The 25,467-nt window shown below is 39.8% G+C and carries 28 protein-coding genes; 21 read left to right on the top strand and 7 right to left on the bottom strand.

The genetic code is table 11. The features are described 5' to 3' along the window. Nucleotides 1-701 precede the first annotated feature (701 nt). Nucleotides 702-2,240: a phosphoenolpyruvate carboxykinase gene (locus CWB78_RS17655; protein WP_010392990.1), complete on the bottom strand. Its 1,539-nt coding sequence runs from the start codon at nucleotides 2,238-2,240 to the stop codon at nucleotides 702-704. Nucleotides 2,241-2,378: 138 nt separating this feature from the next. Here CWB78_RS17655 and CWB78_RS19095 point away from each other — a divergent pair, with 138 nt between their 5' ends. Next, complete coding sequence (locus CWB78_RS19095; RefSeq protein WP_008113428.1) at nucleotides 2,379-2,507, top strand: hypothetical protein; 129 nt, start codon at nucleotides 2,379-2,381, stop codon at nucleotides 2,505-2,507. On the opposite strand, the gene hslO is transcribed toward CWB78_RS19095, so the two are convergent. Beyond that, nucleotides 2,504-3,349 (bottom strand): Hsp33 family molecular chaperone HslO, encoded by an 846-nt coding sequence (gene hslO, locus CWB78_RS17650; protein WP_008113427.1) that lies wholly within the window; start codon nucleotides 3,347-3,349, stop codon nucleotides 2,504-2,506. The genes CWB78_RS19095 and hslO overlap by 4 nt on opposite strands. Nucleotides 3,350-3,361: 12 nt before the next feature. Further along, nucleotides 3,362-3,784, bottom strand: coding sequence for a ribosome-associated heat shock protein Hsp15 (gene hslR, locus CWB78_RS17645; protein WP_010392996.1), 423 nt, complete (start codon nucleotides 3,782-3,784; stop codon nucleotides 3,362-3,364). 196 nt (nucleotides 3,785-3,980) lie between these two features. On the opposite strand from hslR, the gene gspC reads away from it, so the two are divergent. From gspC to CWB78_RS17580, 13 genes are all read left to right on the top strand, one after another. Then, the gene (gene gspC / locus CWB78_RS17640; RefSeq protein WP_010392999.1) at nucleotides 3,981-4,925 is read left to right on the top strand and encodes a type II secretion system protein GspC; all 945 of its coding nucleotides are present in this window, start codon (nucleotides 3,981-3,983) and stop codon (nucleotides 4,923-4,925) included. A 23-nt stretch (nucleotides 4,926-4,948) separates the two neighbouring features. Further along, entirely contained in the window at nucleotides 4,949-7,012 is a 2,064-nt protein-coding gene (gspD, locus tag CWB78_RS17635) for a type II secretion system secretin GspD (protein WP_010393000.1), read from the top strand. After that, the gene (gene gspE, locus CWB78_RS17630) at nucleotides 7,005-8,567 is read left to right on the top strand and encodes a type II secretion system ATPase GspE (RefSeq protein WP_075169551.1); all 1,563 of its coding nucleotides are present in this window, start codon (nucleotides 7,005-7,007) and stop codon (nucleotides 8,565-8,567) included. Before gspD ends, gspE begins: the two co-directional genes overlap by 8 nt. 2 nt (nucleotides 8,568-8,569) lie before the next feature. Then, nucleotides 8,570-9,805, top strand: coding sequence for a type II secretion system inner membrane protein GspF (gene gspF / locus CWB78_RS17625; protein WP_075169550.1), 1,236 nt, complete (start codon nucleotides 8,570-8,572; stop codon nucleotides 9,803-9,805). Between the two features lie 69 nt (nucleotides 9,806-9,874). Further along, nucleotides 9,875-10,297, top strand: coding sequence for a type II secretion system major pseudopilin GspG (gene gspG / locus CWB78_RS17620; protein WP_010393008.1), 423 nt, complete (start codon nucleotides 9,875-9,877; stop codon nucleotides 10,295-10,297). A gap of 49 nt (nucleotides 10,298-10,346) precedes the next feature. After that, complete coding sequence (gene gspH / locus CWB78_RS17615) at nucleotides 10,347-10,934, top strand: type II secretion system minor pseudopilin GspH (protein ID WP_010393010.1); 588 nt, start codon at nucleotides 10,347-10,349, stop codon at nucleotides 10,932-10,934. Then, nucleotides 10,934-11,308 (top strand): type II secretion system minor pseudopilin GspI, encoded by a 375-nt coding sequence (gene gspI, locus CWB78_RS17610; RefSeq protein WP_010393012.1) that lies wholly within the window; start codon nucleotides 10,934-10,936, stop codon nucleotides 11,306-11,308. The genes gspH and gspI overlap by 1 nt, the downstream gene beginning before the upstream one ends. Beyond that, nucleotides 11,309-11,974: a type II secretion system minor pseudopilin GspJ gene (gene gspJ, locus CWB78_RS17605; protein ID WP_138596737.1), complete on the top strand. Its 666-nt coding sequence runs from the start codon at nucleotides 11,309-11,311 to the stop codon at nucleotides 11,972-11,974. It begins immediately after the preceding gene. Continuing rightward, nucleotides 11,974-12,960: a type II secretion system minor pseudopilin GspK gene (gene gspK, locus CWB78_RS17600; protein ID WP_055013402.1), complete on the top strand. Its 987-nt coding sequence runs from the start codon at nucleotides 11,974-11,976 to the stop codon at nucleotides 12,958-12,960. Before gspJ ends, gspK begins: the two co-directional genes overlap by 1 nt. Further along, nucleotides 12,957-14,165 carry a type II secretion system protein GspL gene (gene gspL / locus CWB78_RS17595; protein WP_138596735.1) on the top strand — a complete coding sequence of 403 codons (1,209 nt, stop codon included), beginning with the start codon at nucleotides 12,957-12,959 and terminating at the stop codon, nucleotides 14,163-14,165. The genes gspK and gspL overlap by 4 nt, the downstream gene beginning before the upstream one ends. Next, entirely contained in the window at nucleotides 14,162-14,635 is a 474-nt protein-coding gene (locus tag CWB78_RS17590) for a type II secretion system protein M (protein ID WP_138596733.1), read from the top strand. The genes gspL and CWB78_RS17590 overlap by 4 nt, the downstream gene beginning before the upstream one ends. Nucleotides 14,636-14,638: 3 nt before the next feature. Beyond that, nucleotides 14,639-15,397 (top strand): type II secretion system protein N, encoded by a 759-nt coding sequence (locus CWB78_RS17585; protein ID WP_010393022.1) that lies wholly within the window; start codon nucleotides 14,639-14,641, stop codon nucleotides 15,395-15,397. Nucleotides 15,398-15,418: 21 nt separating this feature from the next. After that, the gene (locus tag CWB78_RS17580) at nucleotides 15,419-16,006 is read left to right on the top strand and encodes a UPF0149 family protein (protein WP_138596731.1); all 588 of its coding nucleotides are present in this window, start codon (nucleotides 15,419-15,421) and stop codon (nucleotides 16,004-16,006) included. Between the two features lie 32 nt (nucleotides 16,007-16,038). Here the strand turns inward: CWB78_RS17580 and CWB78_RS17575 are convergent, their stop codons facing one another. Next, nucleotides 16,039-16,245 (bottom strand): hypothetical protein, encoded by a 207-nt coding sequence (locus CWB78_RS17575; protein ID WP_010393026.1) that lies wholly within the window; start codon nucleotides 16,243-16,245, stop codon nucleotides 16,039-16,041. Then, nucleotides 16,245-16,604, bottom strand: coding sequence for a hypothetical protein (locus CWB78_RS17570; protein WP_010393028.1), 360 nt, complete (start codon nucleotides 16,602-16,604; stop codon nucleotides 16,245-16,247). The genes CWB78_RS17575 and CWB78_RS17570 overlap by 1 nt, the downstream gene beginning before the upstream one ends. Before the next feature lie 283 nt (nucleotides 16,605-16,887). On the opposite strand from CWB78_RS17570, the gene ccoG reads away from it, so the two are divergent. The 5 genes from ccoG (at nucleotide 16,888) to CWB78_RS17545 (ending at nucleotide 21,204) form a co-directional block, all read left to right on the top strand. Beyond that, nucleotides 16,888-18,318 (top strand): cytochrome c oxidase accessory protein CcoG, encoded by a 1,431-nt coding sequence (ccoG, locus tag CWB78_RS17565; protein WP_138596729.1) that lies wholly within the window; start codon nucleotides 16,888-16,890, stop codon nucleotides 18,316-18,318. Nucleotides 18,319-18,396: 78 nt separating this feature from the next. Next, the gene (locus tag CWB78_RS17560; RefSeq protein ID WP_138596727.1) at nucleotides 18,397-19,371 is read left to right on the top strand and encodes a serine/threonine protein kinase; all 975 of its coding nucleotides are present in this window, start codon (nucleotides 18,397-18,399) and stop codon (nucleotides 19,369-19,371) included. A 36-nt stretch (nucleotides 19,372-19,407) separates the two neighbouring features. Then, entirely contained in the window at nucleotides 19,408-20,031 is a 624-nt protein-coding gene (locus CWB78_RS17555) for a thiol:disulfide interchange protein DsbA/DsbL (protein ID WP_138596725.1), read from the top strand. 19 nt (nucleotides 20,032-20,050) lie between these two features. After that, the gene (locus CWB78_RS17550; RefSeq protein ID WP_008113400.1) at nucleotides 20,051-20,689 is read left to right on the top strand and encodes a thiol:disulfide interchange protein DsbA/DsbL; all 639 of its coding nucleotides are present in this window, start codon (nucleotides 20,051-20,053) and stop codon (nucleotides 20,687-20,689) included. A 62-nt stretch (nucleotides 20,690-20,751) separates the two neighbouring features. Then, nucleotides 20,752-21,204, top strand: coding sequence for a 2-thiouracil desulfurase family protein (locus CWB78_RS17545; RefSeq protein ID WP_076920463.1), 453 nt, complete (start codon nucleotides 20,752-20,754; stop codon nucleotides 21,202-21,204). Between the two features lie 9 nt (nucleotides 21,205-21,213). Here CWB78_RS17545 and trmA read toward each other — a convergent pair whose 3' ends face one another. Next, a complete protein-coding gene (gene trmA / locus CWB78_RS17540; RefSeq protein ID WP_138596723.1) occupies nucleotides 21,214-22,311 on the bottom strand; it encodes a tRNA (uridine(54)-C5)-methyltransferase TrmA in 1,098 nt (365 codons plus the stop codon). Between the two features lie 164 nt (nucleotides 22,312-22,475). Between trmA and CWB78_RS17535 the strand changes: the two genes are divergently transcribed. Then, a complete protein-coding gene (locus tag CWB78_RS17535) occupies nucleotides 22,476-23,600 on the top strand; it encodes a DUF5610 domain-containing protein (RefSeq protein WP_076920465.1) in 1,125 nt (374 codons plus the stop codon). Nucleotides 23,601-23,666: 66 nt separating this feature from the next. Next, a complete protein-coding gene (gene murI, locus CWB78_RS17530) occupies nucleotides 23,667-24,455 on the top strand; it encodes a glutamate racemase (RefSeq protein WP_138596721.1) in 789 nt (262 codons plus the stop codon). On the opposite strand, the gene CWB78_RS17525 is transcribed toward murI, so the two are convergent. Then, complete coding sequence (locus tag CWB78_RS17525) at nucleotides 24,418-24,897, bottom strand: RNA recognition motif domain-containing protein (RefSeq protein ID WP_055013410.1); 480 nt, start codon at nucleotides 24,895-24,897, stop codon at nucleotides 24,418-24,420. The two genes, murI and CWB78_RS17525, sit on opposite strands and share 38 nt — an antisense overlap. Between the last annotated feature and the right edge of the window lie 570 nt (nucleotides 24,898-25,467).

Genomic DNA, 25,467 nt, shown 5'->3' with positions numbered 1-25,467 from the left:
ATTTGTTATGTGAAAGTAGGACATTACCAGGCTCCAAATAAGAGAAAGCCCGATTCGAAAGAGTCGGGCTTTTTTACGTCTGCAGGAAAGTGAAAATATTAGCCGTCAGCTATCAGCTGCACAGCGTTACTGACCACCGCAGCCTGGGTTGAGTATCTCGAAACCCATGGGCAAAATAACGCAACGTTAACCTCAGAGCCAACGCATCCCATTAAAAACATTAAATGTACCTTGCTATGTGGCTCTCTAGCGCTGTAGGCACTACGATATTCTACTGCGTGGTAGCACACTCACTCCAAAAGCAAGCAAGACTCGAATGACTTGAGCCTTCTTGTGTTCGTAGGAGTTTACCAGTAATAGCTAGTGTTGTTTTATGTGCTCTAACAGGGTAAAGAGTGAGGTATTGGACAGATTTACCCTACAGTATTGTTTCATTGCTGATGACAACCTGTAACTGTACTAATGTGACATAGTTTAATAGCGTTTAATTTGAGATATACAAACTAGTAACTGCTACTTTAAAGCTTAATAGGCACTCGGTGAGCCTTTATTAAGAAATGTACAAAACATAGGGAAAACGTTTTAGCTAATAGGTGGCTTATCAGCAATTATTAAAGTAACTATGTTGCTGAAGTAAAATAGATAGGATCAAAAACGCCAACTAAAGGTTGGCGTTTTAATTATCAGGCTAAAGGTGATTATTAAACTTTAGGGCCTGCGTTTTTAATTTCGTCAGATACGTCGTATTTAGCAAAATTTTCTGTGAAATCAGATGCTAGCTTAGCCGCATACTCTGCGTATTTAGCTTTGTCTTCCCAGGTATTGATTGGGTTAAGAAGCTTGCTATCTACGCCCGGTACTGCAACTGGTACGTCTAGGTTTAGCACGTCAATGTGTTGGGTTTCTACACCGGCTAATTTTCCAGATACGATTGCATCCACAACAGCTCGTGTTGTTGGAATATCAAAACGCTTACCAATACCGTAAGGGCCACCTGTCCATCCAGTGTTAACTAGGTAAACTTTAGCGCCGAATTCACGTACACGCTTCATTAGAAGCTCTGCGTATACACCTGCAGGGCGTGGGAAGAAAGGAGCACCAAAACAGGTTGAGAATGTTGATTCAATATCGCTAGTAGAACCAATTTCTGTAGAGCCTACTTTTGCTGTGTAGCCACTTAGGAAGTGAAATGCTGCAGCTTCTTCGGTTAGTACAGATACCGGCGGTAGTACACCACTCACATCACATGTTAGGAAAACAACAGCCTTAGGCTCACCTGCGCGGTTTTCAACTTTACGTTTTTCAACGTGCTCTAGTGGGTAAGCTGCACGGCTATTTTGAGTTAGGCTGGTATCGTTGAAATCAGGAACACGGTTTTCATCAAGTACCACATTCTCTAAAATTGTACCGAATCGAATAGCATCCCAGATAACAGGTTCGTTCTTTTGAGAAAGGTCGATACATTTAGCGTAACAACCACCTTCGATATTAAATACACTACCTGGTGCCCAGCCGTGCTCGTCATCACCGATTAAGAAGCGAGTTGGATCTGCTGATAATGTTGTTTTACCTGTACCAGATAAACCAAAGAATAATGCGGTATCTCCTGCTTCACCTACGTTAGCAGAACAGTGCATTGGTAATACACCTTTCGCTGGTAGTAGGAAGTTTTGCACAGAGAACATCGATTTTTTCATTTCACCTGCGTAGCGCATGCCAGCAAGTAACACTTTACGTTGTGCAAAGTTAATAATAACTGTGCCATCGCTATTGGTACCATCGCGCTCTGGATCACATACAAACGAAGGTACGTTCATTACTTGCCACTGAGGAAAGTCGGCTTTGTTGTATGATTGTGGTTGGATGAACATATTTTTAGCGAAGATATGGTGCCAAGCAGTTTCTGTTGTTACAACCACTGGAAGGTAGTGCTCTGGATCAGCGCCTACTTCAAGGTGAGAGATAAAGTGGTCGTTGCTTTGCACATGTGCTTCTACACGTGCCCATAAGGCGTCAAACTTATCTGCATCGAATGGGCGATTTACATTACCCCATTGGATTTCATTTTCAGTACTTGATTCTTGAACAATAAAACGATCTTTTGGAGAACGACCGGTACGACGACCAGTGTTAGCTACAAAAGCACCATTGGCGGCTAAAGTCCCTTCGCCACGGCTGATAGCGTGTTCGACAAGTTCAGCTGCAGTTAGATCGACAAAACGGGTAGCGCTTGAAGTCATGTTTATACCTAAATTGTGTGAGATTGAACGGGATAGCTCTGGGTCTTAGTAACCTTTAAGCTGCAAATATAGTAACAGATGGATTAAGGATATTCGAGCTTATAAACGCCGTAAAAACATATAAATTAAGGAAAAAACATGAATAATTTCAATGATACCGGTGTCATGAAAAATGCTCAGCTTGTGATACCGGTGTCATTTTTTGGGCACAAAAAAGCCATAAAAAATTATGGCTATTTTATAGTGTGTTTTAAAAAGCTAGATTAATTAAATATACTTTTTATATCTTGTTCGTTAAATACATAATCTTTTAAACAGTAATGACAGCTAATTTTAATCTCACCATTTTTTTCGACATCATCCAAAAGCGTTTGTTGACCAACATTAACTAAAGCTGTCATCGTTTTTTCGCGATTACAGCCACATTTAAATTGAATTGGTTGAGGGTCAAATACGCGTGGGTTATCTTCATGATAAAGGCGCGTTAGAATAGTATTGGCATCAAGCTCTAGTAGCTCCTCATCTTTAATAGTATTGCTGAGTGCTTCTAAGTGAGCAAAATCTTCAATCGATTTTTGTTTATCTACAGGTAGCACTTGTAAAAATAGCCCACATGCTTTGGCGCAGCCTTCTTCAGTATCGGTTGCAAACCAAAGGCGCGTCTTTAATTGCTCAGACTGCTCAAAATAGCTTTCTATACATTCACTTAATGTATCATGCTCTAAAGGTACTATACCTTGGTAACGCTCACCTTGAGTTGGAGTAATCGTGATAACCATGTAGCCTTGGCCAATGAGCTCTTTTACCGTTGAACCAGTAACTTCATGTTGTAATCGCGCAATACCACGCATATTTTGTTGATCATCTCCATTGATCACCGCATATTTTACGGGGCCATCACCTTGTAGTTGAACTGCAATTTCGCCTTCAAACTTTAACGTTGCTGTTAATAAACAGGTTGCAACAAGCAGCTCACCTAATAATGCTTTAACGGGCTCTGGATAATTGTGTTTCGCAATCATTTCATTGTAAGCGTTGTCTATTTGTACGAGTTCGCCACGAACATCGAGGTTGTCAAATAAATAGCGGTGAAGTAAATCTTGTTGCATGAGCGGCTATACCTAACTTGATTTCATTTTTAAAAGTTCGCGCCTTTGCTTTTTATCTGGTTTTTTATCCGGATGAGGAGCAAAGAAACTGTTATTTTTGCGTGCAATACTATTTTCTTCACGCTTAGCAATACTAGCATCAGATTCTTGATACATGGTCTGTGCAATGGGGGCGCTTTGGCGCTTTTCAAGTATATTTAATACTGTGATGGTTTTTTCATCAACGCCTTGAGCTAGCTTTATAACTGCGCCAATTTCTACAATTTTACTAGCCTTACTGCGTTGCCCATTATAATGTACTTTGCCGCCTTGTACCATTTCTCGAGCTATTGCACGCGTTTTATAAAATCGAGCCGCCCATAACCATTTGTCCAACCTCACTTTAAGTGCGTCAGCGTTTTCTGAGCTGTCATTGAGTTTAGTTTTCTTTGTCATAAAACATCCCTAGTAAATTTACTGCCTAGGTAAATTATCACGAAACCGTTACCGCATGTAGCTATTGCTTGATAGCTGATACGATAAATAAATTAATCTGTTTACAAAGTTTAATATTAGCGTGCTTGTTGAATGAAAAATGAAAAGGTACTATGGCTGAGTGATTTCGTTATAAATTAAAATAAGAACACTACTTATGGAACAGCACGTTCAACAATTTAAGCAGTTATTAAACCGTTTACCGCATGCGAAATTAAGCGCAATGGTTATGGTTTTAGTTGTTGTTTATATTGCATTTTTATTATCAAAACTGATGTGGCTATTATGGCCGCAGCCAGTAACATCTCCTCTTGCCCCTATCAGCTATTCTAACCAAGCTGTGGGTGGCAATAACCAGTCTGTAGATTCGATCATTGAGCAATTTTTATTTGGTAAAGTAAATGTAACAAAAAACACCAATACTGCTTCGCAAACTAAAGTCATTAATAATGCCCCTGAAACGCGTCTTAGTATTAACTTAACCGGTATTGTTGCTGTTAGTAATGATGATAAGGCGGGAATGGCTATTATTGAATCGCAAGGTCGCCAGACGAGTTATTTAGTAGAGGATGTGGTGCAAGGTACACGTGCAAAAGTATCGCAAATACTCCCAGATCGTGTGATTCTAGATGTAAGTGGTCGCTTTGAAACCTTAATGCTTGATGGGCTCGACTTTACCAAAACAGTGTCTATGCCGGTACTCGCTGCGCGAGATGAGTCTGAAATGGGGCCTTTAGCGCCTTCAGCACAAAGCGATGAACAAATTGATGCCACTGCCAACCTTGAGGTGAAAGAAGCATTAATAGAAACTCGCGAAGAGCTTTTAGAAGAACCTGGTAAGCTATTTGATTATATACGTGTTTCTCAAGCGATGAATGATGGGGAACTTATAGGTTATCGTTTGAGTCCAGGTAAAGAGCCCGAACTATTTAAACAAATGGGATTACAAAATAACGATTTAGCCGTGGCAATTAACGGTTATCAATTAACAGATTTAAAACAGGCAATGGCAGCAATGAATGAGCTGCGAAACAGTACAGATGCAACTATTACAATAGAGCGTGATGGTGAGCAAATAGATGTACTATTTAGTCTGCAATAACTTAGCTTTGGAGTTTTAACATAATGGTTCAGGTGCTACACCTCAAAAAAATTAAAAAAGGGTTAGCTAAGTATGCAGCACTTTTTTTAGCGGCAAGTCTTTCTATGTCGGTTGCTGCTGTTGAATACGCTGCTAACTTTAAGGGCACAGATATTAATGAGTTTATTAATATTGTTGGCAAAAATCTTAATAAAACCATCATTATTGATCCTAACGTGCGTGGCAAAGTAAATGTACGTAGTTACGAATTAATGGATGAGGCACTTTACTATCAGTTCTTTTTAAATGTTTTAGAAGTTTACGGTTATTCAGCCGTCGAAATGGATAACAACATAATAAAAATAGAAAAAAGCTCAGATGCTAAAAAATCAAACGTGCCATTAATTACTGCTGATAGCCAAGCGCTTGGCGATATGATGATTACACGGGTTGTGCGAGTTAAAAATGTAAGCGTACAAGAATTAGGTCCTTTAGTTCGCCAATTTAGCGACCAAAAAGACGGCGGTCACGTTGCTAACTTTAATGCGGCCAACGTAATGATGCTAACTGGTCATGCAGCCTCGGTTAACCGCTTAGTAGAAATTATTCGCTCTGTTGACCAAGCGGGTGATAAGCGAGTCGATATCGTTAAGCTTAAGTTCGCAACGGCTGATGATGTTGTCTCTGTAGTAGAGAATATATACAAAGACAGTGGTAAGGGTAGCGTACCTGAGTTTTTAATTCCTAAAGTGGTGGCTGATGGTCGTACTAATAGTGTAATTGTTAGTGGTGAAGGCCAAGCACGCACACGGGCCATTGAGCTCATTAAACGTTTAGATGGAGAACTGGAAAGTCAAGGTAATACCAAAGTGTTTTACCTCAACTACGCAAAGGCCGAAGATTTAGTAAAAGTACTCCAAGGTGTGAGCAAATCGCTAGCAGAGGACACGCAAGGTGGAGCTACTAAATCACGTAGTAGTAATAAAAACGACACTAGCATTGAAGCTCACCCAGATTCAAATTCATTAGTCATTACCGCCCAGCCAGATACTATGCGTTCACTAGAATCTGTTATTGAGCGCTTAGATATTCGCCGCGCACAAGTACTAGTGGAAGCCATTATTATTGAAGTAATGGAAGGCGATGGCGTTAACTTTGGCCTGCAATGGATTTCAGAAGAAGGCGGCATGCTGCAATTTAACAACGGTACAACAGTACCTGTTGGCTCTTTAGCCGTAGCTGCTGAGCAAGCACGAGATAAAACGGTGACTAAAAACATTATTGGTACTGAATCAGGTACTGTCACCAAATATGATGAAACAACTGAAGGCGATTACGGCCCGCTTGCGTCATTACTTGGTGGTATTAATGGGTTAGCTATGGGTGTAATTAAAAATGACTGGGGCGCAATTGTTCAAGCGGTTTCAACCGATACTAACTCTAATATCCTAGCGACTCCATCTATTACCACTATGGATAACGAAGAGGCGTCTATTTTAGTTGGTCAAGAAGTGCCTATTATTACCGGTTCACAAACAGGTAGTAACAATGAAAATCCATTTCAAACGGTTGAGCGTCAAGAAGTGGGTATAAAACTTAAAGTGACACCACAAATTAACGATGGTTCTGCAGTGCAATTAACCATTGAGCAAGAAGTTTCCAGTGTAAGTGGCGCAACGGCAGTTGATATTTCAGTGAATAAACGCGCAATTAAAACAACCGTAATGGCCGATGATGGCGGTATGGTGGTATTAGGCGGCTTGATTGATGAAGATGTGCAAGAAAGCGTGTCAAAAGTGCCATTACTAGGCGATATTCCTATTTTAGGGCACTTATTTAAGTCAACTAATACAACAAAACGTAAGCGTAATCTTATTGTATTTATAAGACCGACCATAATTCGCGATGGCGTTAGCATGAATAAACTTAGCTTTAATAAATATAACTTTATTCGCGGCGAGCAATTTAAAAAACGTGAAGATGGTATTAATTTGATGCCAAAGTCAGACACGCCTATTTTACCTGAGTGGAATGACGAACTAGTGCTACCTCCTACGTACGAAGAGCATTTACGCAAACAAAATGCACAAGAGCGTAATGATGACTAATGCGATAGAAGATATTAATCAAGATGTTGTTCATCCAATTACTCACAGTGATGATCAGCTTGCTCAAGATGACTTAATTGAGCTGCCAGCAAAGCGTTTGCCGTTTTCATATGCCAGACGAGTGGGTGCGTTACTTAGTAAACATAAGGATAACCGAGTTGTTTACTATCGTGGCGAGTTGGATGTTGATGTATTATTAGAAGTGCGCCGTATTGCAGGACATGGCTTTACACTTGAGCAACTAGAAGATGATAAGTTTGAGCTATTACTAGAAGCATCGTATCAACGTGATAGCTCAGAAACTCAGCAAATGATGGAAGATATTGGTAATGAGGTTGATTTATTCTCACTAGCTGATGAGCTTCCTCAAACTGAAGACTTACTTGCCGGTGACGACGATGCGCCAATTATAAAGCTGATTAATGCCATGCTCAGTGAGGCAATTAAAGAAGGTGCCTCTGATATTCACATTGAAACATTTGAGCAAGAGCTGGTTATTCGTTTTCGGGTGGATGGCGTACTCAAAGAAGTTTTAAAACCTAATCGTAAACTAGCCTCTTTGTTGGTATCGCGTATTAAAGTAATGGCCAAACTCGATATTGCAGAAAAGCGCATACCGCAAGATGGCCGTATTAGTTTGCGTATAGCTGGGCGCGCTGTAGATGTGCGTGTGTCGACTATGCCATCGAGCTTTGGTGAGCGCGTGGTACTACGTTTGCTTGATAAAAACAATGCACGTTTAAACCTAGAAGACTTAGGTATGACAGCTCGAAACCGAGAGCTGTTTGCCGACTTAATTAGCAAGCCTCACGGTATAATCTTAGTAACAGGTCCTACAGGCTCTGGTAAAAGTACCACGTTATATGCAGGTATGAGCCAAATTAACTCGCGAGATCGTAATATCTTAACGGTTGAAGATCCAATCGAGTACGAAATCCCAGGTATTGGCCAAACACAGGTTAATACCAAGGTTGATATGACTTTTGCCCGTGGTCTGCGCGCCATTTTACGTCAAGATCCTGATGTAGTTATGGTCGGTGAAATACGAGATTTAGAAACAGCCCAAATTGGTGTGCAAGCATCACTTACTGGCCACTTAGTTATGTCTACGTTACATACTAATACCGCCTCAGGTGCAATCACTCGTATGGAAGATATGGGCGTTGAGCCGTTTTTATTATCGTCTTCATTACTGGGGGTGTTATCCCAGCGCTTAGTACGTACTCTATGTAATAGCTGTAAAGAAGGTCACGTTGCAGATGAGCGTGAATGTGAATTACTCGGCGTACCGTTTGACAATGCACCGACGATTTACCGCGCGGTAGGATGTGAAGAGTGTAACTTTAATGGCTACCGAGGTCGTACTGGTATTCACGAGTTATTGGTTGTCGACGAAACCATTCGTGAAATGATCCACAGCGGTAAAGGTGAGCAAAGCGTAGAGAAATACATTCGTAAGCACAGCCCAAGCATTCGTCAAGATGGCTGCAGCCGTGTTCTTGCAGGTAAAACAACGCTTGAAGAAGTACTGCGCGTAACGCGTGAGGAAGGCTAGCTATGGCAGCGTTTGAATACCGCGCATTAGATGGCCGGGGAAAAGAAAAAAAAGGTATTTTAGAAGCCGATACAGCTAAGCAAGTTCGTCAGCTTCTGCGCGATCAAAAGCTCACACCACTTGAGGTGGTGCCTGCTGCGCAAGATGACAAACAAGTTAAAGGTCAAAAAGTACCTTTACTCGGTTCTTTATTTAAACCAACCATATCAACTGCCGATCTTGCTTTGATCACTCGTCAGCTTGCAACCTTAATTCAGTCTGCCCTTCCTGTAGAAGGGGCGGTGATGGCGGTTGCTGAGCAGTGTGAAAAACCACGCTTAAAACGTATGTTAATGTCGGTGCGCTCTAAAGTAGTGGAAGGTTATACCCTGGCTGATGGGATGAGTGAGTTTCCGCATGTATTTGACGATTTATACCGCGCTATGGTGGCGGCAGGTGAAAAGTCAGGTCACTTAGATCAAGTGCTCAACAGGCTAGCTGATTATACCGAGCAGCGCCAACATATGCGCAGTCAAATTACGCAGGCTATGGTGTATCCGATTATTTTGGTGGTGTTTGCTATTGGTATTGTTTCGGTGTTATTAGGTACTGTAGTACCTAAAATATTAAAAACGTTCGAAAAAACCAAACAAGTTTTACCTTGGACTACCGAGTGGGTTATGGCGGGTAGTCATTTTGTGCAAAATTACTGGTTTATAAGTTTACTGGTGATCACCGCTACCGCGGTTGGAATCAAGTATGCGCTTAAAAAACCTAAGGTACGGTTTTGGTGGGATGCAAAAGTATTACATATGCCAGGCATTGGTAAGGTTGCTAGAGGGATTAACACCGCGCGCTTTGCTCGTACTTTAAGTATTTTATCGTCAAGTTCAGTACCGCTACTAGAAGGAATGCGTATTTCTGGTGGGGTATTAGTTAACGAAAAAATCAAACAAGCTGTGGCCGATGCTGCAGAAAGAGTAAGTGAAGGGGCAAGCCTACGTGCTTCACTGCAGCAAACTAAGTTGTTTCCACCAATGATGCTGCATATGATAGCCAGTGGTGAAAAGTCCGGTGAACTTGAGCAAATGTTAGAACGAGCTGCTAACAATCAAGATCGCGAGTTTGAAAGTATGGTTAATGTGTCATTAAAATTATTAGAACCTGCAATGATTGCCTCTATGGCAGTCATTGTACTGTTTATAGTAATGGCAATTTTGCAACCTATTATGGCGATGAATAAGGCTGTTGGCCTTTAATTATTTTTTATATTAATGATTTACTTAAATCATTTTTGCTTAGTGTTTTTAGAATAACGAGGTAATAACGTGAATAAACAATCAGGTTTTTCTTTATTAGAAGTGATGGTGGTATTGGTTATCATCGGGATGATCATGTCGATTGTGGCACCTAATATTATGGGGCAGCAAGAAGAAGCGGCTATTGATAAAGCGCATTTAGATATTCAGCAGTTAGAAGATGCCGTTAGCCTTTACAAGTTAAAAAATAAAAGCTACCCGAGTACAGAGCAAGGGCTTGAGGCGTTGGTAACTAAAACCAGCATTGAGCCTATCCCAAAGCGTTTTCCTGATGGCGGTTTTATTAGTAAATTGCCAGAAGATCCATGGGGCAACCCTTACCAACTTATTTACCCAGGTGAAGTAGGTAAAATTGATATTTTTTCAATGGGGCCTGATGGCGAACCGGCTACTGAGGATGATATTGGTAACTGGGGTGAAGATAAGCAGTAATGGGCATTAACTTAATCATACGCTTAAACTTAGTTGATTGGGGTTTACCATGCGGGTAAACCTTAAGCACCTGAGTGCGAAGCAATATGGTTTTAGTTTAATAGAAATTTTAGTGGTATTGGTGATCATCGCCTTTGCCACCAAAATGGTGGTATACAGCTTAGATGGCGGCGCAGAGGAAGAGCTAGATAAGCAAGCAAGTAGGCTGCATACCACCATTAATGCCGCATCGGAATTTGCCGTACTTAATCAGGTAGAGTTAGGTCTATTAGTTGATCAAAATACGCTTGAGTTTTTAGTGTTTGATGGCGAAAAGTGGACCAGCTTTGAGCGGGAAGAGTTATTTAAACCAATTGAGTTTGACCAGCAATTTAAAGTAACACTTAATCTAGAAGACCTACCTTGGGCACAAGATAACTTATTAGAGCAGTCTAACTGGCGTGAGTTAATGAGTGGCGATAATGAAGATAGTTTATTAGAACTTAAAAAATTAAAAGTTCCTCAAGTACTTCTTTTATCCTCTGCTGATGTAAGTGCATTTCAGCTTATGCTTGAGTTAAAAGATCAGGCGGAGCCGGTATATTTTATTGAAGGTAAATTTGCAGCGCCAGTTGATTTTCGTCGAGAGCCCCAATAATGAAAAAATACCAAGGTTTTACCTTATTAGAAGTCTTAGTTGCGCTAAGTATTTGTGCTATGGCGGGTATTGCTGCAATGCAAGCAACTGGTGAGCATATTCATCACTTATCGAGTATTGAAGAGCAAACGTATGGCTCATGGGTAGCCGAGAATGTATTGGTAGAACAACGAACGAAAGGCGAGAAATGGCAAGGTAAAAATGGTACCCGCGGCACTGAGATGATGGCGGGGATTGAATGGTTTTGGCGCCAAGATGTTGTGCCCACTGCTGATAAGAGCTTTGTAAAGGTCACTATTAATGTGTTTACAGATGATAAGTATGAAAATTCAATTTATGAGTTAAGTACTTACTTAAATAAAGGTAAGCCATAAGTGAAGCAGCGCGGTTTTACATTATTAGAAGTGATGGTGGCACTAGGGGTGTTGGCGTTTGTTATTATGGCCACCCACCAAATACTTGATACCACCACGCGTGCCAAAGAAGCATCAGATGAAAAAATTGCTGAGCTAAATGGGTTACAAACAGCCTTTAGGTTAATGGATCAAGACTTTAGCCAAATGACTAAACGTCAAGTGCGTAATGAAGCTGGGGATTTTCAAGAGAGTTACTTACTTGCAGGGCGCTACATTTTAGAAAGCCAGCTTGATGGCATTGCCTTTGTGCGTGATGGTTGGATGAATCCCATTAATTTGCTTCCTCGCTCAGAGCTGCAAGCTGTTGGTTATCGAGTAATTGATGACAACTTAGAACGAGTATATCGCATTTATGTTGATCAACTTGATAATATGGAGCCTCGTAGCCAAGTTGTTTTAGCTGACGTAGAAGAGCTTAAGTTTGAGTTTTTAGATGGTAACGGTGAGTGGCAAGAAAACTGGCAAATTAAAGCGTTACCTAAAGCGGTAGCTGTAACGTTAAAGCAAATGGACGCAGAACCAATTAGGCGCGTTTTTTTAGTGCCAGGACTCGGTAAAGAGTTACCTAAACCAGTTAATGATGGAACTAACCAATCGCAACCAAATGGCCGAGGAACGCCTTGATGAATCAAAAAACATCACGCGGCGCGGCGTTAGTTATTGTGTTATTTATTGTCGCGCTGGCTGCTATTTTAGCCGTAGAAATGAGTGCGAACTTAATGTTACAGGTACAAAGAAGTACTAACTTGCAGAGTCAGCAACAGGCTAAATGGTATGCTTATGGCGCTGAAGAATTAGCTATTAAAGGCTTAATTCAAAGTAAAAAAGACGATCCAGAAAAAACCACCTTAGCGCAGCCGTGGGCAAAGCAAGGTGATGTTAAGTATCCAGTTGATAACGGCACGTTAAGCGGTCAGTTAACTGATTTACAAGCCTGTTTAAACTTAAATGCGCTTGGTGCTGAGCCTGACCCAAACAGTACTAATAAAACGAACCCTGCGCATAAAGCGTTGTTTGCCATATTAGAAAATATAGAAGACTTACCCAGTGATGAGTCTGAAGAAGGTATGGCTGATAGTGTTTTTGACTGGTTAGATAAAAATAGTATTACGTATCGCTCAGGAGCTGAAGAAGGCGAGTATTTATCGCGTCAGTTTCCGTATATGACAGCAAATAGCCTATTTGCTTCGGTATCTGAACTGCGTTTAATTAAAGGATTTAACCCTTTAGTGATGGAAAAGGTGTTGCCTTATGTCTGTGTGATCCCAGGCAGTACGTTACTTTCAATTAATGTTAATACAGTCACTGAAGAGCAAGCTTTATTGCTCAGTGGCCTAATAGACGAACTGAGTGTTTCGGGTGCTCAAGCGGTAATCGCAGCGCGACCTGAAAATGGCTTTGATAATATTGAAGAGTTTTTTGAGTCTGTTAAACAACAAGGCGGCAAAAATATCAAAGCAGTAGAAAAGCTTTTTAGTTTAAAAAGTGAATATTTTAAATTACAAACGCAGGCAAAATTTGTTGATTTGCGTTTTTCGATGACCACATTACTGTATGCCAGCAATGGCGAGGTAACGATACTGGCGCGAAAATTTGGAGGCGTACAGTGACAGAGATACTGTTGATCCGCACGGGTCAAACCGAGCAAGATTTACTTAACTGGTTAATATACTCACCACAAGAACAAGAAATAATAGCCAGTGGCGAGCTACAAAATGCCAATCAGTTAAGTGAACTAACTGAAAAAGCATTAACCCGAGAACTTGTGGTACTTTTACCATGTGACCAGGTGCAATTAAAAACGGTGACACTGCCAACAAAGTGGAGCCGTAAATTAGAGCAAGCATTGCCCTATATGCTCGAAGAAGATATTGCATGCGATATAGACGACATTTATATCGCGCTTGGGGAGCCAACTATGGTTGATGAGCAGCATGCAATTAAGATTGCACTAACGAACCGTGATTGGTTTGAGCACTGGTTAGAAGTATTTGAACAACATCAACTCACCCCATATCAAATAGTACCGGATGCATTGCTATTGCCAGGCGCTGAAGAGTCATGTGTTACTGCCATCGAACTTAATAAACAGTGGCTCTTTAAACAAGGTGACTGGCATATTAGCGCGGTTGAAAACAGTTGGCTAAACGAGTATTTAGTAGCATTAGGCAATCCTGATATCAAGCATTACAGCCCTGCTGATCAATTTCCTGAAGCACTTAACTTATATCCGCAAACAAGTGACTATGAGTTACCGTTAGCATTATTTGCTAAACAACTTGATAAACTTAAGTTTAATTTGCGTCAAGGACCTTACACCCTTAAAAAGAAAACTGCGTTATGGTGGGGTTACTGGAAAAGTGCTGCCATTATTAGTGTGGTTGCCTTGGTATCAAGTGTGACTATTAAAGCGGTTGAATTGCATCAGCTTAATTCGCAGCTAGAAGTAGCTAAATCGCAAGTAGTAGAGCGATATCAAAAAGCCTTTCCCGGCACACGAGTACGCCCTCATTTAATTAAAAATCAAATACAGGGTGCATTGAATAAAGTACAAGGTGTTAGCGATGCTGGCTTTTTAGATTTAACCAGTAAATTGGTTAGCGTGTTTTCGCAAGTGAATGAGTTTACGCCACAAACATTACGCTTTGACAAACGCCGTAATGAATTGCGCATTCGAGCGCGTGGTAAAGACTTTCAAACTTTTGGTAAGGTTAAAGCCATTCTCGAGCAGCAAGGGGTTACTGTTGAGCAGGGCTCGTTAAATAATGATGGCGATTTTATCGTCGGCGAAATCAGACTGCGAGGTGCACAATGAAGCAGCAGTTAATGCAATATTGGCGTTCATTAAAAGAGCAAGAGCAACAACTAATTATGGTTGCAGGCGGTGTATTTATCATTTTTGTTTTGGTGATGGGGGTTTTTAGGCCTTTAAATACTGCGATAGAGCGGGCACAGCAATCACAAATAAAACAGCAAGAATTGTTAGCCTGGGTAGACGAGAGTATTGTTAAGCTCAAAGCCGCGGGTAAAACGCAAGCTGTGAGTAGTCAAAATCTCAGCCAAATAGTTAATAATACGCGCGGCCGTTACAGCATTAATATTAGTAAAATGCAGCCTAATGATAACTCACTTCGTTTAACGCTCGACTCAGTAGAGTTTAATCTATTAATCCAATGGATTGACGAGCTCGTTAATCAGCATGGTTTAAGCGTAGAAAATCTAGATTTAAGCCAAGATGATAAATCCGGTTATGTACGCGTAAGCCGTTTAGTATTAGAGAAGTAGTTAATGAAAAAAATAATAATATTATCCATCGTTTTTTTAATGAGCTTTATTGTTTTTAGCGTTATTAAATTACCGGCTGCGGTTGCTGTAAATTTAGCTAAACCGTATTTTCCACCGCAGCTAGAAATAGGACAAACTGCTGGCACGTTGTGGCAGGGACAAGTTATGCAGCTGCGCTTTGAAGGTGAGCAATTAAATAATGTACGCTGGGATATATCTGGCTGGGCGTTATTTAAAGCTCAAGTGAATACTAACTTACGCTTTGGTAATCCTCGCGAACGCAGTGACATATCGGGCTATGCAGATATTAGTTATTCACTAGCAAATGATGAACTTAAAATAACTGATACCGTAGTGCGTTCAACGGTTGAGCGAGCAATGCAGCGAATTGATTTACCGTTACCAGTTACTGCTAAAGGACGTGTAATCTTAGAGCTTGATGAATACGTTTCTGGAGCGCCATATTGCCAATCACTACAAGGTGAAATAGCCAGTCCTGATATTGACGTACAAGGTTTAACTGGTTGGTTCAATATTGGTGATCTTAGTGGCAAATTAAGTTGTAAGTCGGGCGATGTTGCTATACTCATCGAGCCAGACAATAGATTAGGGCTAGAGGCAGATGCTACACTAAAGGCTAATTTTGACTTTAAAGTTGCGGGATACGTTAAACCTGATCTAACTTTACCCAAAGAAGTTCATGACGCGGTGAAGTTTTTAGGCAGACCAGATAACCAAGGTCGTTACCCACTTAAATTTTAATATTTTATATAAAGAGTTTTAATGCAAATACCTCAGTTTACTGAGCAGCATGCCAAGCTGCTCAGCGAGTTTTTAAATACCCAATCAGGCGCAATGAGCCTTACCCAAAGCCAAGGTTATTTATTTGGCGTTATATGTTCACCTGAGCCGCTAGAAGTTCACCAATGGTTAGAAAATATTCTCCCTGATACAGCAAACGACCTTGATGAAGACATGTTATTTTTGTTTATGGCATTACACCATCAGGTGAGTGAGCAAGTATTTGAGTTGGGTTATAAGTTACCCGCTGAGTTTGAATATGACTTTTGCCAGCAGTGGTCAGCGGGTTTTTTAACCGCAAGCCAAGCGTATACCCATAAGTTATTAGCAAGTGAGCAACTAGACATTCAATACAAGCAAGCGCTTGAAAGCGCACAGGCTACGCTCAGTTTTTTTGCACTCGATAAACCAGTCATTGTGCAAATTGCACAACAAAATAATATTGATGAATTGCACTTATGTGAGCAGCAGTACGAGCTAATGGGCGACTTTGCGTTAGGTTTTGCTGAACTTATCGAAATTGTAGCGCTTAACAGTGGTTTATATACTGATGAAGGGTGGGAAGAGTAAGTTTTCTAGCGCTCAATCGTTATTCTTAACACCTAACCGCCAATTTCTAATTCAATATCAGTGCAACCTTGTTTGCACTGTATTACTCCCTTACCAGGCTCGCTGGTGGCTAAGTTAAGGGTTAATACGCCATTACAATGTTCGCATTTTAACGTTTTACCCTGTGCCAATTGCTTAAGCATGGTGCGATGTTTATGAAATGAGTTACTTGCTTTTTTATTTAATCCAGAAAAATCCATTACTTTACTCTCGCTTGCGCTAATGACTCTTTGATAATACGACATACAGTAAGTAATCGTTCTTCGTAAAAATAGAGGTTTAGATCACCTTGGCGACAATAGCGTAGTTCAAATAACTTGACTGATTCATCCGTAGTAAATGTTTTAGCAACATAGTCTTGCTCAGAGCGAGAAAGTGCTAATTGTTGATTCACCTTATTTCTCGTCATGGTTGCTACAGGAAAGCGATCTACTTTAGTTGAGCTGCTTAACAAACCGATACCATCACCGAGCAACCGTTCGCGCGGCTCTTTTACCAAAGGATGATCAACGGTAAAAAATGCTAGGATCACAACCACTAGTATAAAAAATTTCTTCATAAATATACAAACCTTGATCCAAACAACACTTTAGTAGCCGGCAAGTGTAATAAAATACACCTTAAAAGCAAGTCACAAATTGAATAAATTATTAGCAATCTAGTCAGTAATTTTAGCTAATATGCGTATAATAAGAGGCAGTAGTTAGATATTTCTGAAATATCTGAAAGTACACAAGTGCGACTTAAAGCGTATTATGTTTAGCATGCAAGTTGCTACACTTAGGCGAAAAGTACAAAAAGATTGCTGAATTTTTATTTCCTAGCGGCGTTGAGGAACTTCAATGGATAAGCAAATTAAAGTAAAAAACATACCAACAGAGGTTAAGATCCAAAAACCTGATCTGAGCCGTCAAGAAGATAGATTTAACCCCCGCAATCGCATTTATGTACGTGCGGTTACAGGGCTTCATCAATTACTAAGACAACGCATTGGCTTTTTAGGCATGCTAGCGTTTATGTTATTGCCTTGGATCAACTTTAATAGCCAGCAAGCTGTGTTGTTTGAGCTAATGGAGCAAAAGTTTAATATTTTTGGTTTAACCCTATGGCCACAAGACTTCACTATTCTTGCATTTATTTTTATGCTTGCGGCGTTTGCTCTATTTTTAGTGACTACTTTTTATGGCCGCGTATGGTGTGGCTATACCTGTCCGCAAACAGTATGGACCTTTATTTTTATTTGGTTTGAAGAAAAGTTTGAGGGCAGTGCTAACCAACGTAAAAAGTTAGACCAACGGCCAATGGATTTTGACAAATTCTGGCGAAAAACCGCAAAGCACACTAGTTGGGTGTTATTTTCTTTGTATACCGCGTTAACTTTTGTTGGTTATTTTACGCCTATTCGCGAACTACTCCCTGAATTTGTTACCTTTAACGTAGGCGGTTATGCCTTAGTTAGTATTATTGTATTTACTATTTGTACTTATGGTAACGCGGGTTGGATGCGCGAGATTATGTGTTTACATATATGCCCATACTCACGTTTTCAGTCAGCAATGTTTGATAAAGACACCTTTACTGTAAGCTACGATGAAGCGCGTGGTGAAAACCGCGGGCCACGGTCACGTAAACAAGACCCAAAAGAGCTGGGGTTAGGTGATTGTATTGACTGTAACTTGTGTGTGCAAGTTTGCCCAACTGGGATTGATATTCGTAATGGTCTGCAATACGAGTGTATAAACTGTGGCGCGTGTATTGACGCCTGTGACGGCGTAATGGACAAAATGAATTATCCTCGAGGGCTTATCTCTTATACCACTGAGCGTAACTTAGAAACCCCAGAGAATAAAACTCATCCGCTGCGTCCTAAGCTGATTGGTTACAGTATTATTTTAGTCTTACTTACCGGTGCGTTGGTAGCCAATATAGCTATGCGTAAACCTATGGACTTTGATATTATCCGTGATCGCAATCAGTTGTATCGTGTCGATTTTAATGGCTTAGTTGAAAACACCTACACCTTAAAAGTGATTAATAAGGCACAGTACGAGCAAACATTCTCTATTGATGTTAAAGGGTTAGATAACTATAAATACATAGGTGATACCACCTTTACGGTGAACGCTGGTGAATCGCATAATGTGCCGTTATCATTAGTAATGGACCCTTATGATTTAAAAGCGCCAATGACCGAGTTTAACTTTGTACTGTCGCCAATAAACGAACCCGATAACCAAATATCGCAGCAAAGTAACTTTTTTAAAGCGCGATAAAGAGTCTGTATTAAAAGACGAACACTGATATTAACAAAAAAGCGGGATATTCCCGCTTTTCTTTTATATAAGAAGTATATGAGTAAATTTAGCTTTATTGACTTAACCCCAGATCTTATTTTGGATGCCATCGAAAGCGTTGATATTTACGCTGAGTCAGGGTTGCTAGCGCTAAATAGCTACGAAAATCGAGTGTATCAATTTGTAGCTGAGGGTGGAAAACGTTACGTTGTTAAGTTTTATCGGCCTGAGCGCTGGAGCAAAGCACAAATTCAAGAGGAACATGATTTTGCTTTTGAACTGGCAGCCGCAGAAGTACCGGTCGTTGCGCCAATAAAGCATAATGGGCAAAGCTTATTTGAATACCAAGGGTATTTATTTACTTTATTCCCAAGTGTAGGTGGGCGTTTATTTGAAGTCGATAATTTAGATCAGCTTGACGTACTAGGGCGTTTAATTGGTCGCATGCACCAAGTAGCGAAAACGCAGCCCTTTACCCAAAGACCAATCGTTAGTTGTGATGAATACCTGCATACAGCTAAAGTTCATTTACAAAAAAGTAATTTAGTCCCTATGGGACTAGAGACTTCCTTTTACACTATTTTAGATTTAGTTATTGCCCAAGCGCAGCTGCAATATAAAAATGTAGACAGTATTCGCTTACACGGAGACTGCCATGCTGGTAATATTTTATGGGCTGGGGATGCGCTGATGTTTGTTGATTTAGACGATAGCCGCCAAGGACCTGCAATTCAAGATTTATGGATGATGCTCAGTGGCGATCGACAAACACAGCTGTTACAGTTAGACACTTTAGTGAATGCGTATGAAGAGTTTTGTGATTTTGATCACTCACAACTGAAGCTGATCGAACCGCTTCGCGCCATGCGTATGATTCATTACATGGGTTGGGTTGCAAAACGTTGGAGCGATCCAGCTTTTGTACGGAACTTTTCATGGTTTGCAGATGACAAATACTGGGAGCAACAAATTTTAGCGCTTAAAGAACAGCTTGCAGCTTTGCAAGAAGCCCCGTTAAAATTATTGCCATAATATTTTTATTTAAAAAAGAAGTATAACGAGATATTCATGCTTAAAAAATTAAAACTAAGTTTACTGATCCTATGTTTACCTTTCGCAGCACTAGCTGCCAACTTTGAAGCAGGTAATCAATATACTGTGATTGACGTTGAAAAGAGTAAAACGCCAAACGTAACCGAATTCTTCTCTTTCTATTGCCCGCACTGTTTTAAGTTTGAGCCGGTAGCAAAAGGGATTGCAGAAAACTTACCTGAAGGGGCTGAGTTTGTAAAAAATCATGTTAACTTTTTAGGGGGCGTTTCACCACAAGCACAAAGTAACCTGAGCTTTGCTTACTTAATTGCAAAAAAACATGGTCAAGCAGAAGCAGTAACAGCGCAAATTTTTAAAAGCATCCATATTCAGCGTGCACCATTAACAGAAATTAAAGACGTTAAGAAGTTATTAGAGCTTAACGCAATTGATAACAGCACATTTGATAATGATATTGCTAGTTTGCCTATCATAGCAGCTGAACGTGCCATGCAAGATAAGCAGAATAAATATTCTGAACTTGGCGCATTAACTGGCGTGCCTACATTTATCGTAAATGACAAATATAAAATCAATATTAATACAATCAAGAGCCAACAAGAACTTGATGAGTTAATTAGCTTTTTACTAGAACTATAATTTTTGGAGCACCATAATAATGATCAAATTAGTTAAAGCAGGGTTGCTTGCTGTATTACTCCCTTTAGCTGCAACCAGTTTTGCTGCCACTTACGAGGAGGGCGTACATTATGATGTCGTCTCTGATCGTGCAACCAGAAAACCAGAAGTAAAAGAGTTTTTCTCTTTTTACTGCCCTGCATGTAATAACATGGAGCCACTGCTTGCTGAGATCAAACCTAAGCTAGACAAAAACGTAAAGTTCAAGAAAAGCCATGTGGATTTCGTGGGCGTTCGTGACCCAGAACATCAAACCATGATCAGCCAAGCACTAGCTACTGCTGAAGTACTACCGCAAAAAGATAAAATTATTTCAGCGATGTTTGACCACATTCACGCAAAGCGTGCTCGTTTTAATGAGCTTGCAGATGTAAAAGATGTATTTTTAGCGCAAGGTGTAGATGGCGACAAATTTGATAAACTATTTGAAAGCTTCTCGGTACGTACACTGAGCTCTAAAATGAAGCGCGACCAAGATTACTTTAAAGGAAAAGGGGCACTGCGTGGCGTTCCAACATTTATTGTTAATGGTAAATATAAGCTTAACTTAGGTGGCGAGTCAGGTATTTCATCGCCAGAAGATGTAAGCGCACTTATTAACTACTTAGCAAATAAATAAGTAGTTTAGTGAAATAAAAAAGCTCCGAAAGGAGCTTTTTTATTTGTAGAAGAAAATTCATTATGAAAAAAATTTTAATCTCAAGTTGTTTGTTAGGTTTGCCAGTTCGTTATGATGGTAAAGGCCAAACAATATTGCACCCTCAACTTAATTTGTGGCAAAAGCAAAATAGATTAATCGTATTTTGTCCTGAGATTGCTGGTGGTTTACTCGTGCCTAGAGCGCCCGCTGAGATAAAGCAAAATCGAGTTATTACAAATACTGCTGAGGATGTAACAAGTGCATTTGAAGCTGGCGCTAATAAAGCATTAGCCCTTTGTAATAAGCATAATATCCGCTTTGCTTTACTAAAAGAGTCTAGCCCTTCGTGTGGCCGTAATACAATTTATGATGGAAGCCATAGTGGGGTGAAAGTAAAAGGCATGGGGCTGACCGCTAAGCTATTGGTAAAGAATCAAGTTAAAGTATTTAGTGAAGAGCAAATACCAGCACTTATCAAGGCGCTGGCATTATAGTATTAGATTTTATTTTCTCTGTAAAAATACACCAGATTCAATATGGTGTGTGTAAGGGAATTGATCAAATATTGCAAAGCGCTTAACTTCATGGGTTTGTGTTAAGTGATCAAGATCACGCTCTAACGTATCTGGGTTACATGATATATAAATAATATTCTCATAGTTAGCCACTAAATCACACGTTAGGGTATCCATGCCAGCACGAGGTGGGTCGACTAGAATGGTTTGGCAGTTGTAACTACTAAGGTCAATACCATCTAAGCGAGAGAAAGTACGCTCGCCTTTCATTGCCTGAGTAAACTCTTCGCTCGACATGCGAATAATATCTAAGTTAGTTACTTTGTTTTGAGCAATATTATATTGCGCTGAATGTACAGACGATTTTGATATTTCTGTTGCCAGCACTTTATTAAATGAGCCCGCAAGTGCAATTGAAAAGTTTCCGTTACCACAATACAGCTCTAGTAAATCATTGTTTAGTGGTTTACATAGCTCTTGTGCCCATTCTAACATTTTAATATTCACCTTCGCATTAGGCTGAGTAAAGCTATTTTCTACCTGTTGATAGATTAGCTCTTGGCCATTTACCATTAAACGCTCAGTAACAAAGTCATCGCCTAATTTTTCTTTTTGCTTACGTGCACGGCCAATAAAGTCAATTTTGTACTGGCTACTTAGCTTTTCCTTTAAGGCATTAATCTCAGTTAACCAGTGTTCATCAAGTGGCTTGTGATAAAGCAAGCTCACTAAAATTTCACCGCTTAGGGTCGATAAATAATCTATTTGGAATAATTTACGACGCAGTACTTCGCAGCCTTTTAAGTTATCAATCATTACCTGCATAACTTCACCTACTAAAGGAGCTGCAGGATCAAAGGTATCAACACGTATTTTATCTTTCGTTTGTTGATCAAACATAATATGAAACAGATCGTCACCATCGTGCCATACTCTAAATTCTGCACGTTGACGGTAGTTAATAGGCTCAGAGCTAAATACTTCTAACTGTTTTACACCGAAACGTTGAAACTGCTCTGTAATACGTTGCTCTTTTTCATTTAATTGTGCATCGTACTGCGTGGTATCTATATTTATAACTGCCATTAACGGTATAACCTTATCGTTGAGATCTGTTTATCGGCGCTATTGTAGGGAGCGAAGCGTATTTGTCTAGTTTTGATCAAATATAGTGAGCTTTTTTTAAGCATTTTACTACAGTATAGGCTTACTTGGCCGATATAAGAGTATGTCTAAATAGGAGTCTTCTCATGAAAATAGGTAACTTTAGTTTTGTTCCAAACAGCAATGCCAATAAATACAATACTAAGCAAGCAATGCCACAGCCTAAAATAGACTCCCCACCAACTAGCTATCAGCAACGCGGAAAAGAATTGGCTGCTGTCGTATTGGGTGACAAAATGGCAAAAGAATTAGGCTTGCCGGTTGCTGAAGCGAAAAAAGACAAACCATTGTTTGATTTTAATGAAGTAGTCAAAAATGTTTTAGACTTTGTGACAAGCTCAGTAAAAAAAGCCAAAGCCAATGGTGCCGATGATGACAAGCTACAAGATATACTCAACCAGGCACGTAAAGGCGTGCAAACAGGTGTTGATGAAGCTGTAGATGAATTAAAAGGTATGGGCGTATTTAATCAAGAGCTTGAAGAGGGTATTGATAAATCAAAAGAGGGCATCTTTAATGGCCTTGATAAATTTGAGCAGAACTTATTTAATCCTCAGCCAGCAAGCGTAACGGTTAGTCAATCGCAATATGTGAACCTTAGTAACAGCGCTGATTACACTTTTACCACCGCAGAAGGTGATGAGGTGAGTATTAGTTTTGCAGACGCTTACCAATCCCAGTCATCTAGTCGCTATCAGCAAACTGAAAGCTCACAAGCATTTAGTACGCAATTTTCTGAGTCTCGTGAGTTGTCATTTTCTATGTCAGTAAATGGAGAGCTTAATGAAGACGAACAGCAAGCTATAAATGATTTAATGGCAGAGTTACAAGATGTAAGTAAAACCTTTTTCAGTGGTGACTTAGATAAAGCATTTGAACAAGCCCAAGAACTCAGCTTAGGAAATGAACAGCTGGTGGCATTTTCAATGGACTTACGTCAAAGCAAAACTGTGGCAGCTATTAAAGAGTATGAACAAATTAAGCCAACCTCAGAAAAGGCCATTGCCGAAACTGTCGCGCCTTTTAATGATGATCTAAAATCGGCTTACTCTAAAGCGCAAGCACTAGGATTAGAAAGCCAGCTATCAGGTATCATTCAATGGCTAAATCAAGATCAACAAGAAATAGATAAACTGGTTGATTACACTAACACCATGTTTGAAAACTTAGATAAATTAAACACAGCTACTGCAAAACTAGACGCTGAGTAAAACTACTTTCTTTTATAAAAGCCTCATGGCAAACTGCCGTTCTAAGTAAAGAGTAGGAATGGTAGTTTGTCAGCGCACATCATGGTATTTGATTCAGGTATAGGTGGAACCACAGTACTTGAGCATATTCAGCAAAGCATTCCTCACGCTCAATATAGTTACTTCATGGATAATGCATTATTGCCTTATGGTGCACAGTCGCAGCAGACTATAATTAGTCGCTTATGTGGACTAATCCAATTTATCAAAAATGAGTCGCTCAATGTCGACTTAATTGTTATAGCCTGCAATACCGCCTCAACATCTGCATTAAGTGCGGTACGTCAAATAACAGATATTCCAATTGTAGGGGTTGTACCTGCGATTAAGCCCGCAGCACAAATAACACAATCAAAGCATATTGGATTATTGGCAACCCCTGCTACAGTAGCAAGTTCATATACGGATACACTGATTAAAGAGCATGCCTCACTTATAACTACAAGCTTATATAGTAGTGTTGAATTGGTCACCCTGGCAGAAACATTCTTTTTTACCCAATACTTAGATATAGAAAAGCTGCACGCTGAGTTAAACCGATTAAATATTAATAAAGATATCGATGTGCTGGTATTAGGCTGTACTCACTTTCCTATTCTTGCTAAACCAATTAGTGATTACTTTAAAGCACATATAGAGTTGTTAGATTCTGGTGCGGCTATTGCTAAGCGAGTTAGATCTTTACTGAATTTAAGCGATGATCAAGCAGGCATAAAAAAGCCGCTGCGGTATTATGCAACGGCTGATATATGTAGTGATAAACTAGCCGTTAAGCAAGTTACACTGTTTGATCCGACTCTGAACGGTAAGAGTTAGAATCATCTTCTTGTTTTTGTTTTGCTTCACGTACTTTTAAAGTACGTTGTTGGAACTCACTATCATTTAACTTAGCAATTGCGTTATCCGCATCAGCTTGAGCCATTTCAACAAAACCAAAGCCGCGACGTTTGCCAGTATTCTTATCTTTCAATAAACGAACATTAAATACCTTGCCTTGCTCTTCGAACAAAGCACGTACAACGCCTTCATTTGCGCGATAAGGAAGATTGCCAACATAAAGTGTTTTTGTTTTTACTTCGGCTTCTTCTGCACTTACTGATGACATTGCAGCAATGACAAGTCCACCAATTAATAAACCAGCACCAAATAGTAGTGCAGGGTCTAATGCTAGGCTTGCAAGTGCAAACTTAACGATAACAAAACCAACAACAGCAAGAATAACTGCAAAGATAAAAGATTTTTGATCGGGTAATTTCATTTTGATCTACCAATAAACAGGAAATAAACATTAATTTAACATTGTGAACTTGCTATCTTAACGTCTTAATTGAACATAGCAATGAAATTTATAGTAAATAGTTAATAAGAGTGCAAAAAACGACCTAAAGTAAGCTCTTTCCATACCATTTCAATAGTATTTGCTTGAAAGTTGAGCAAACAGGAAAAAGATCTAAAAAAAAGGTTGATCTGTTTTCGGATCTCCCTATAATGCGACCCCACTGAGACGGGGAACGCCAACGCATAGCGAGGCACGAACTACTCAGAGAGTTAAATAAAACTTAAGTTTAAATCATCGTAAGAAAGTTTAAAATTAAGTGTTGACTCGAAAAATAAAGGATGTATTATACGCATCCCTAGCGACAACGTCGCAACGTTCTTTAACAATATAAAGCAATCATCTGTGTGGGCACTCGTACAGATTGAGTTCTAACAGCCAAGCTACTTAGGTAGTGAGGCAAACAAATTTAGAGTCTCAATTTAAACTGAGTGACCAACAGAATAATTACTTAGGTAGTTATTCAGCACAGTCAATTCAATATCGAAAGAT

Origin of the sequence: Pseudoalteromonas sp. S1612, from assembly GCF_005887175.1 — a bacterium.
Classification (GTDB): Bacteria; Pseudomonadota; Gammaproteobacteria; order Enterobacterales; family Alteromonadaceae; genus Pseudoalteromonas; species Pseudoalteromonas undina.
The sequence above is the reverse complement of the archived record's forward strand: the minus strand, read 5'-3'. Positions and strand labels throughout refer to the sequence as shown.

Coding starts and splice junctions, on each gene's coding strand:
- CWB78_RS19095 (WP_008113428.1), top strand. CDS start 2,379: ATGAATAATTTCAATGATACCGGTGTCATGAAAAATGCTCAGCTTGTG.
- CWB78_RS17585 (WP_010393022.1), top strand. CDS start 14,639: ATGAAAAAAATAATAATATTATCCATCGTTTTTTTAATGAGCTTTATT.
- CWB78_RS17525 (WP_055013410.1), bottom strand. CDS start 24,897: ATGAAATTACCCGATCAAAAATCTTTTATCTTTGCAGTTATTCTTGCT.
- gspI (WP_010393012.1), top strand. CDS start 10,934: ATGAAAAAATACCAAGGTTTTACCTTATTAGAAGTCTTAGTTGCGCTA.
- CWB78_RS17580 (WP_138596731.1), top strand. CDS start 15,419: ATGCAAATACCTCAGTTTACTGAGCAGCATGCCAAGCTGCTCAGCGAG.
- hslR (WP_010392996.1), bottom strand. CDS start 3,784: ATGACAAAGAAAACTAAACTCAATGACAGCTCAGAAAACGCTGACGCA.
- CWB78_RS17545 (WP_076920463.1), top strand. CDS start 20,752: ATGAAAAAAATTTTAATCTCAAGTTGTTTGTTAGGTTTGCCAGTTCGT.
- gspC (WP_010392999.1), top strand. CDS start 3,981: ATGGAACAGCACGTTCAACAATTTAAGCAGTTATTAAACCGTTTACCG.
- CWB78_RS17590 (WP_138596733.1), top strand. CDS start 14,162: ATGAAGCAGCAGTTAATGCAATATTGGCGTTCATTAAAAGAGCAAGAG.
- gspD (WP_010393000.1), top strand. CDS start 4,949: ATGGTTCAGGTGCTACACCTCAAAAAAATTAAAAAAGGGTTAGCTAAG.
- gspE (WP_075169551.1), top strand. CDS start 7,005: ATGACTAATGCGATAGAAGATATTAATCAAGATGTTGTTCATCCAATT.
- gspF (WP_075169550.1), top strand. CDS start 8,570: ATGGCAGCGTTTGAATACCGCGCATTAGATGGCCGGGGAAAAGAAAAA.
- CWB78_RS17535 (WP_076920465.1), top strand. CDS start 22,476: ATGAAAATAGGTAACTTTAGTTTTGTTCCAAACAGCAATGCCAATAAA.
- gspK (WP_055013402.1), top strand. CDS start 11,974: ATGAATCAAAAAACATCACGCGGCGCGGCGTTAGTTATTGTGTTATTT.
- CWB78_RS17560 (WP_138596727.1), top strand. CDS start 18,397: ATGAGTAAATTTAGCTTTATTGACTTAACCCCAGATCTTATTTTGGAT.
- ccoG (WP_138596729.1), top strand. CDS start 16,888: ATGGATAAGCAAATTAAAGTAAAAAACATACCAACAGAGGTTAAGATC.
- CWB78_RS17555 (WP_138596725.1), top strand. CDS start 19,408: ATGCTTAAAAAATTAAAACTAAGTTTACTGATCCTATGTTTACCTTTC.
- trmA (WP_138596723.1), bottom strand. CDS start 22,311: ATGGCAGTTATAAATATAGATACCACGCAGTACGATGCACAATTAAAT.
- hslO (WP_008113427.1), bottom strand. CDS start 3,349: ATGCAACAAGATTTACTTCACCGCTATTTATTTGACAACCTCGATGTT.
- CWB78_RS17570 (WP_010393028.1), bottom strand. CDS start 16,604: ATGAAGAAATTTTTTATACTAGTGGTTGTGATCCTAGCATTTTTTACC.
- CWB78_RS17550 (WP_008113400.1), top strand. CDS start 20,051: ATGATCAAATTAGTTAAAGCAGGGTTGCTTGCTGTATTACTCCCTTTA.
- CWB78_RS17575 (WP_010393026.1), bottom strand. CDS start 16,245: ATGGATTTTTCTGGATTAAATAAAAAAGCAAGTAACTCATTTCATAAA.
- gspH (WP_010393010.1), top strand. CDS start 10,347: ATGCGGGTAAACCTTAAGCACCTGAGTGCGAAGCAATATGGTTTTAGT.
- CWB78_RS17655 (WP_010392990.1), bottom strand. CDS start 2,240: ATGACTTCAAGCGCTACCCGTTTTGTCGATCTAACTGCAGCTGAACTT.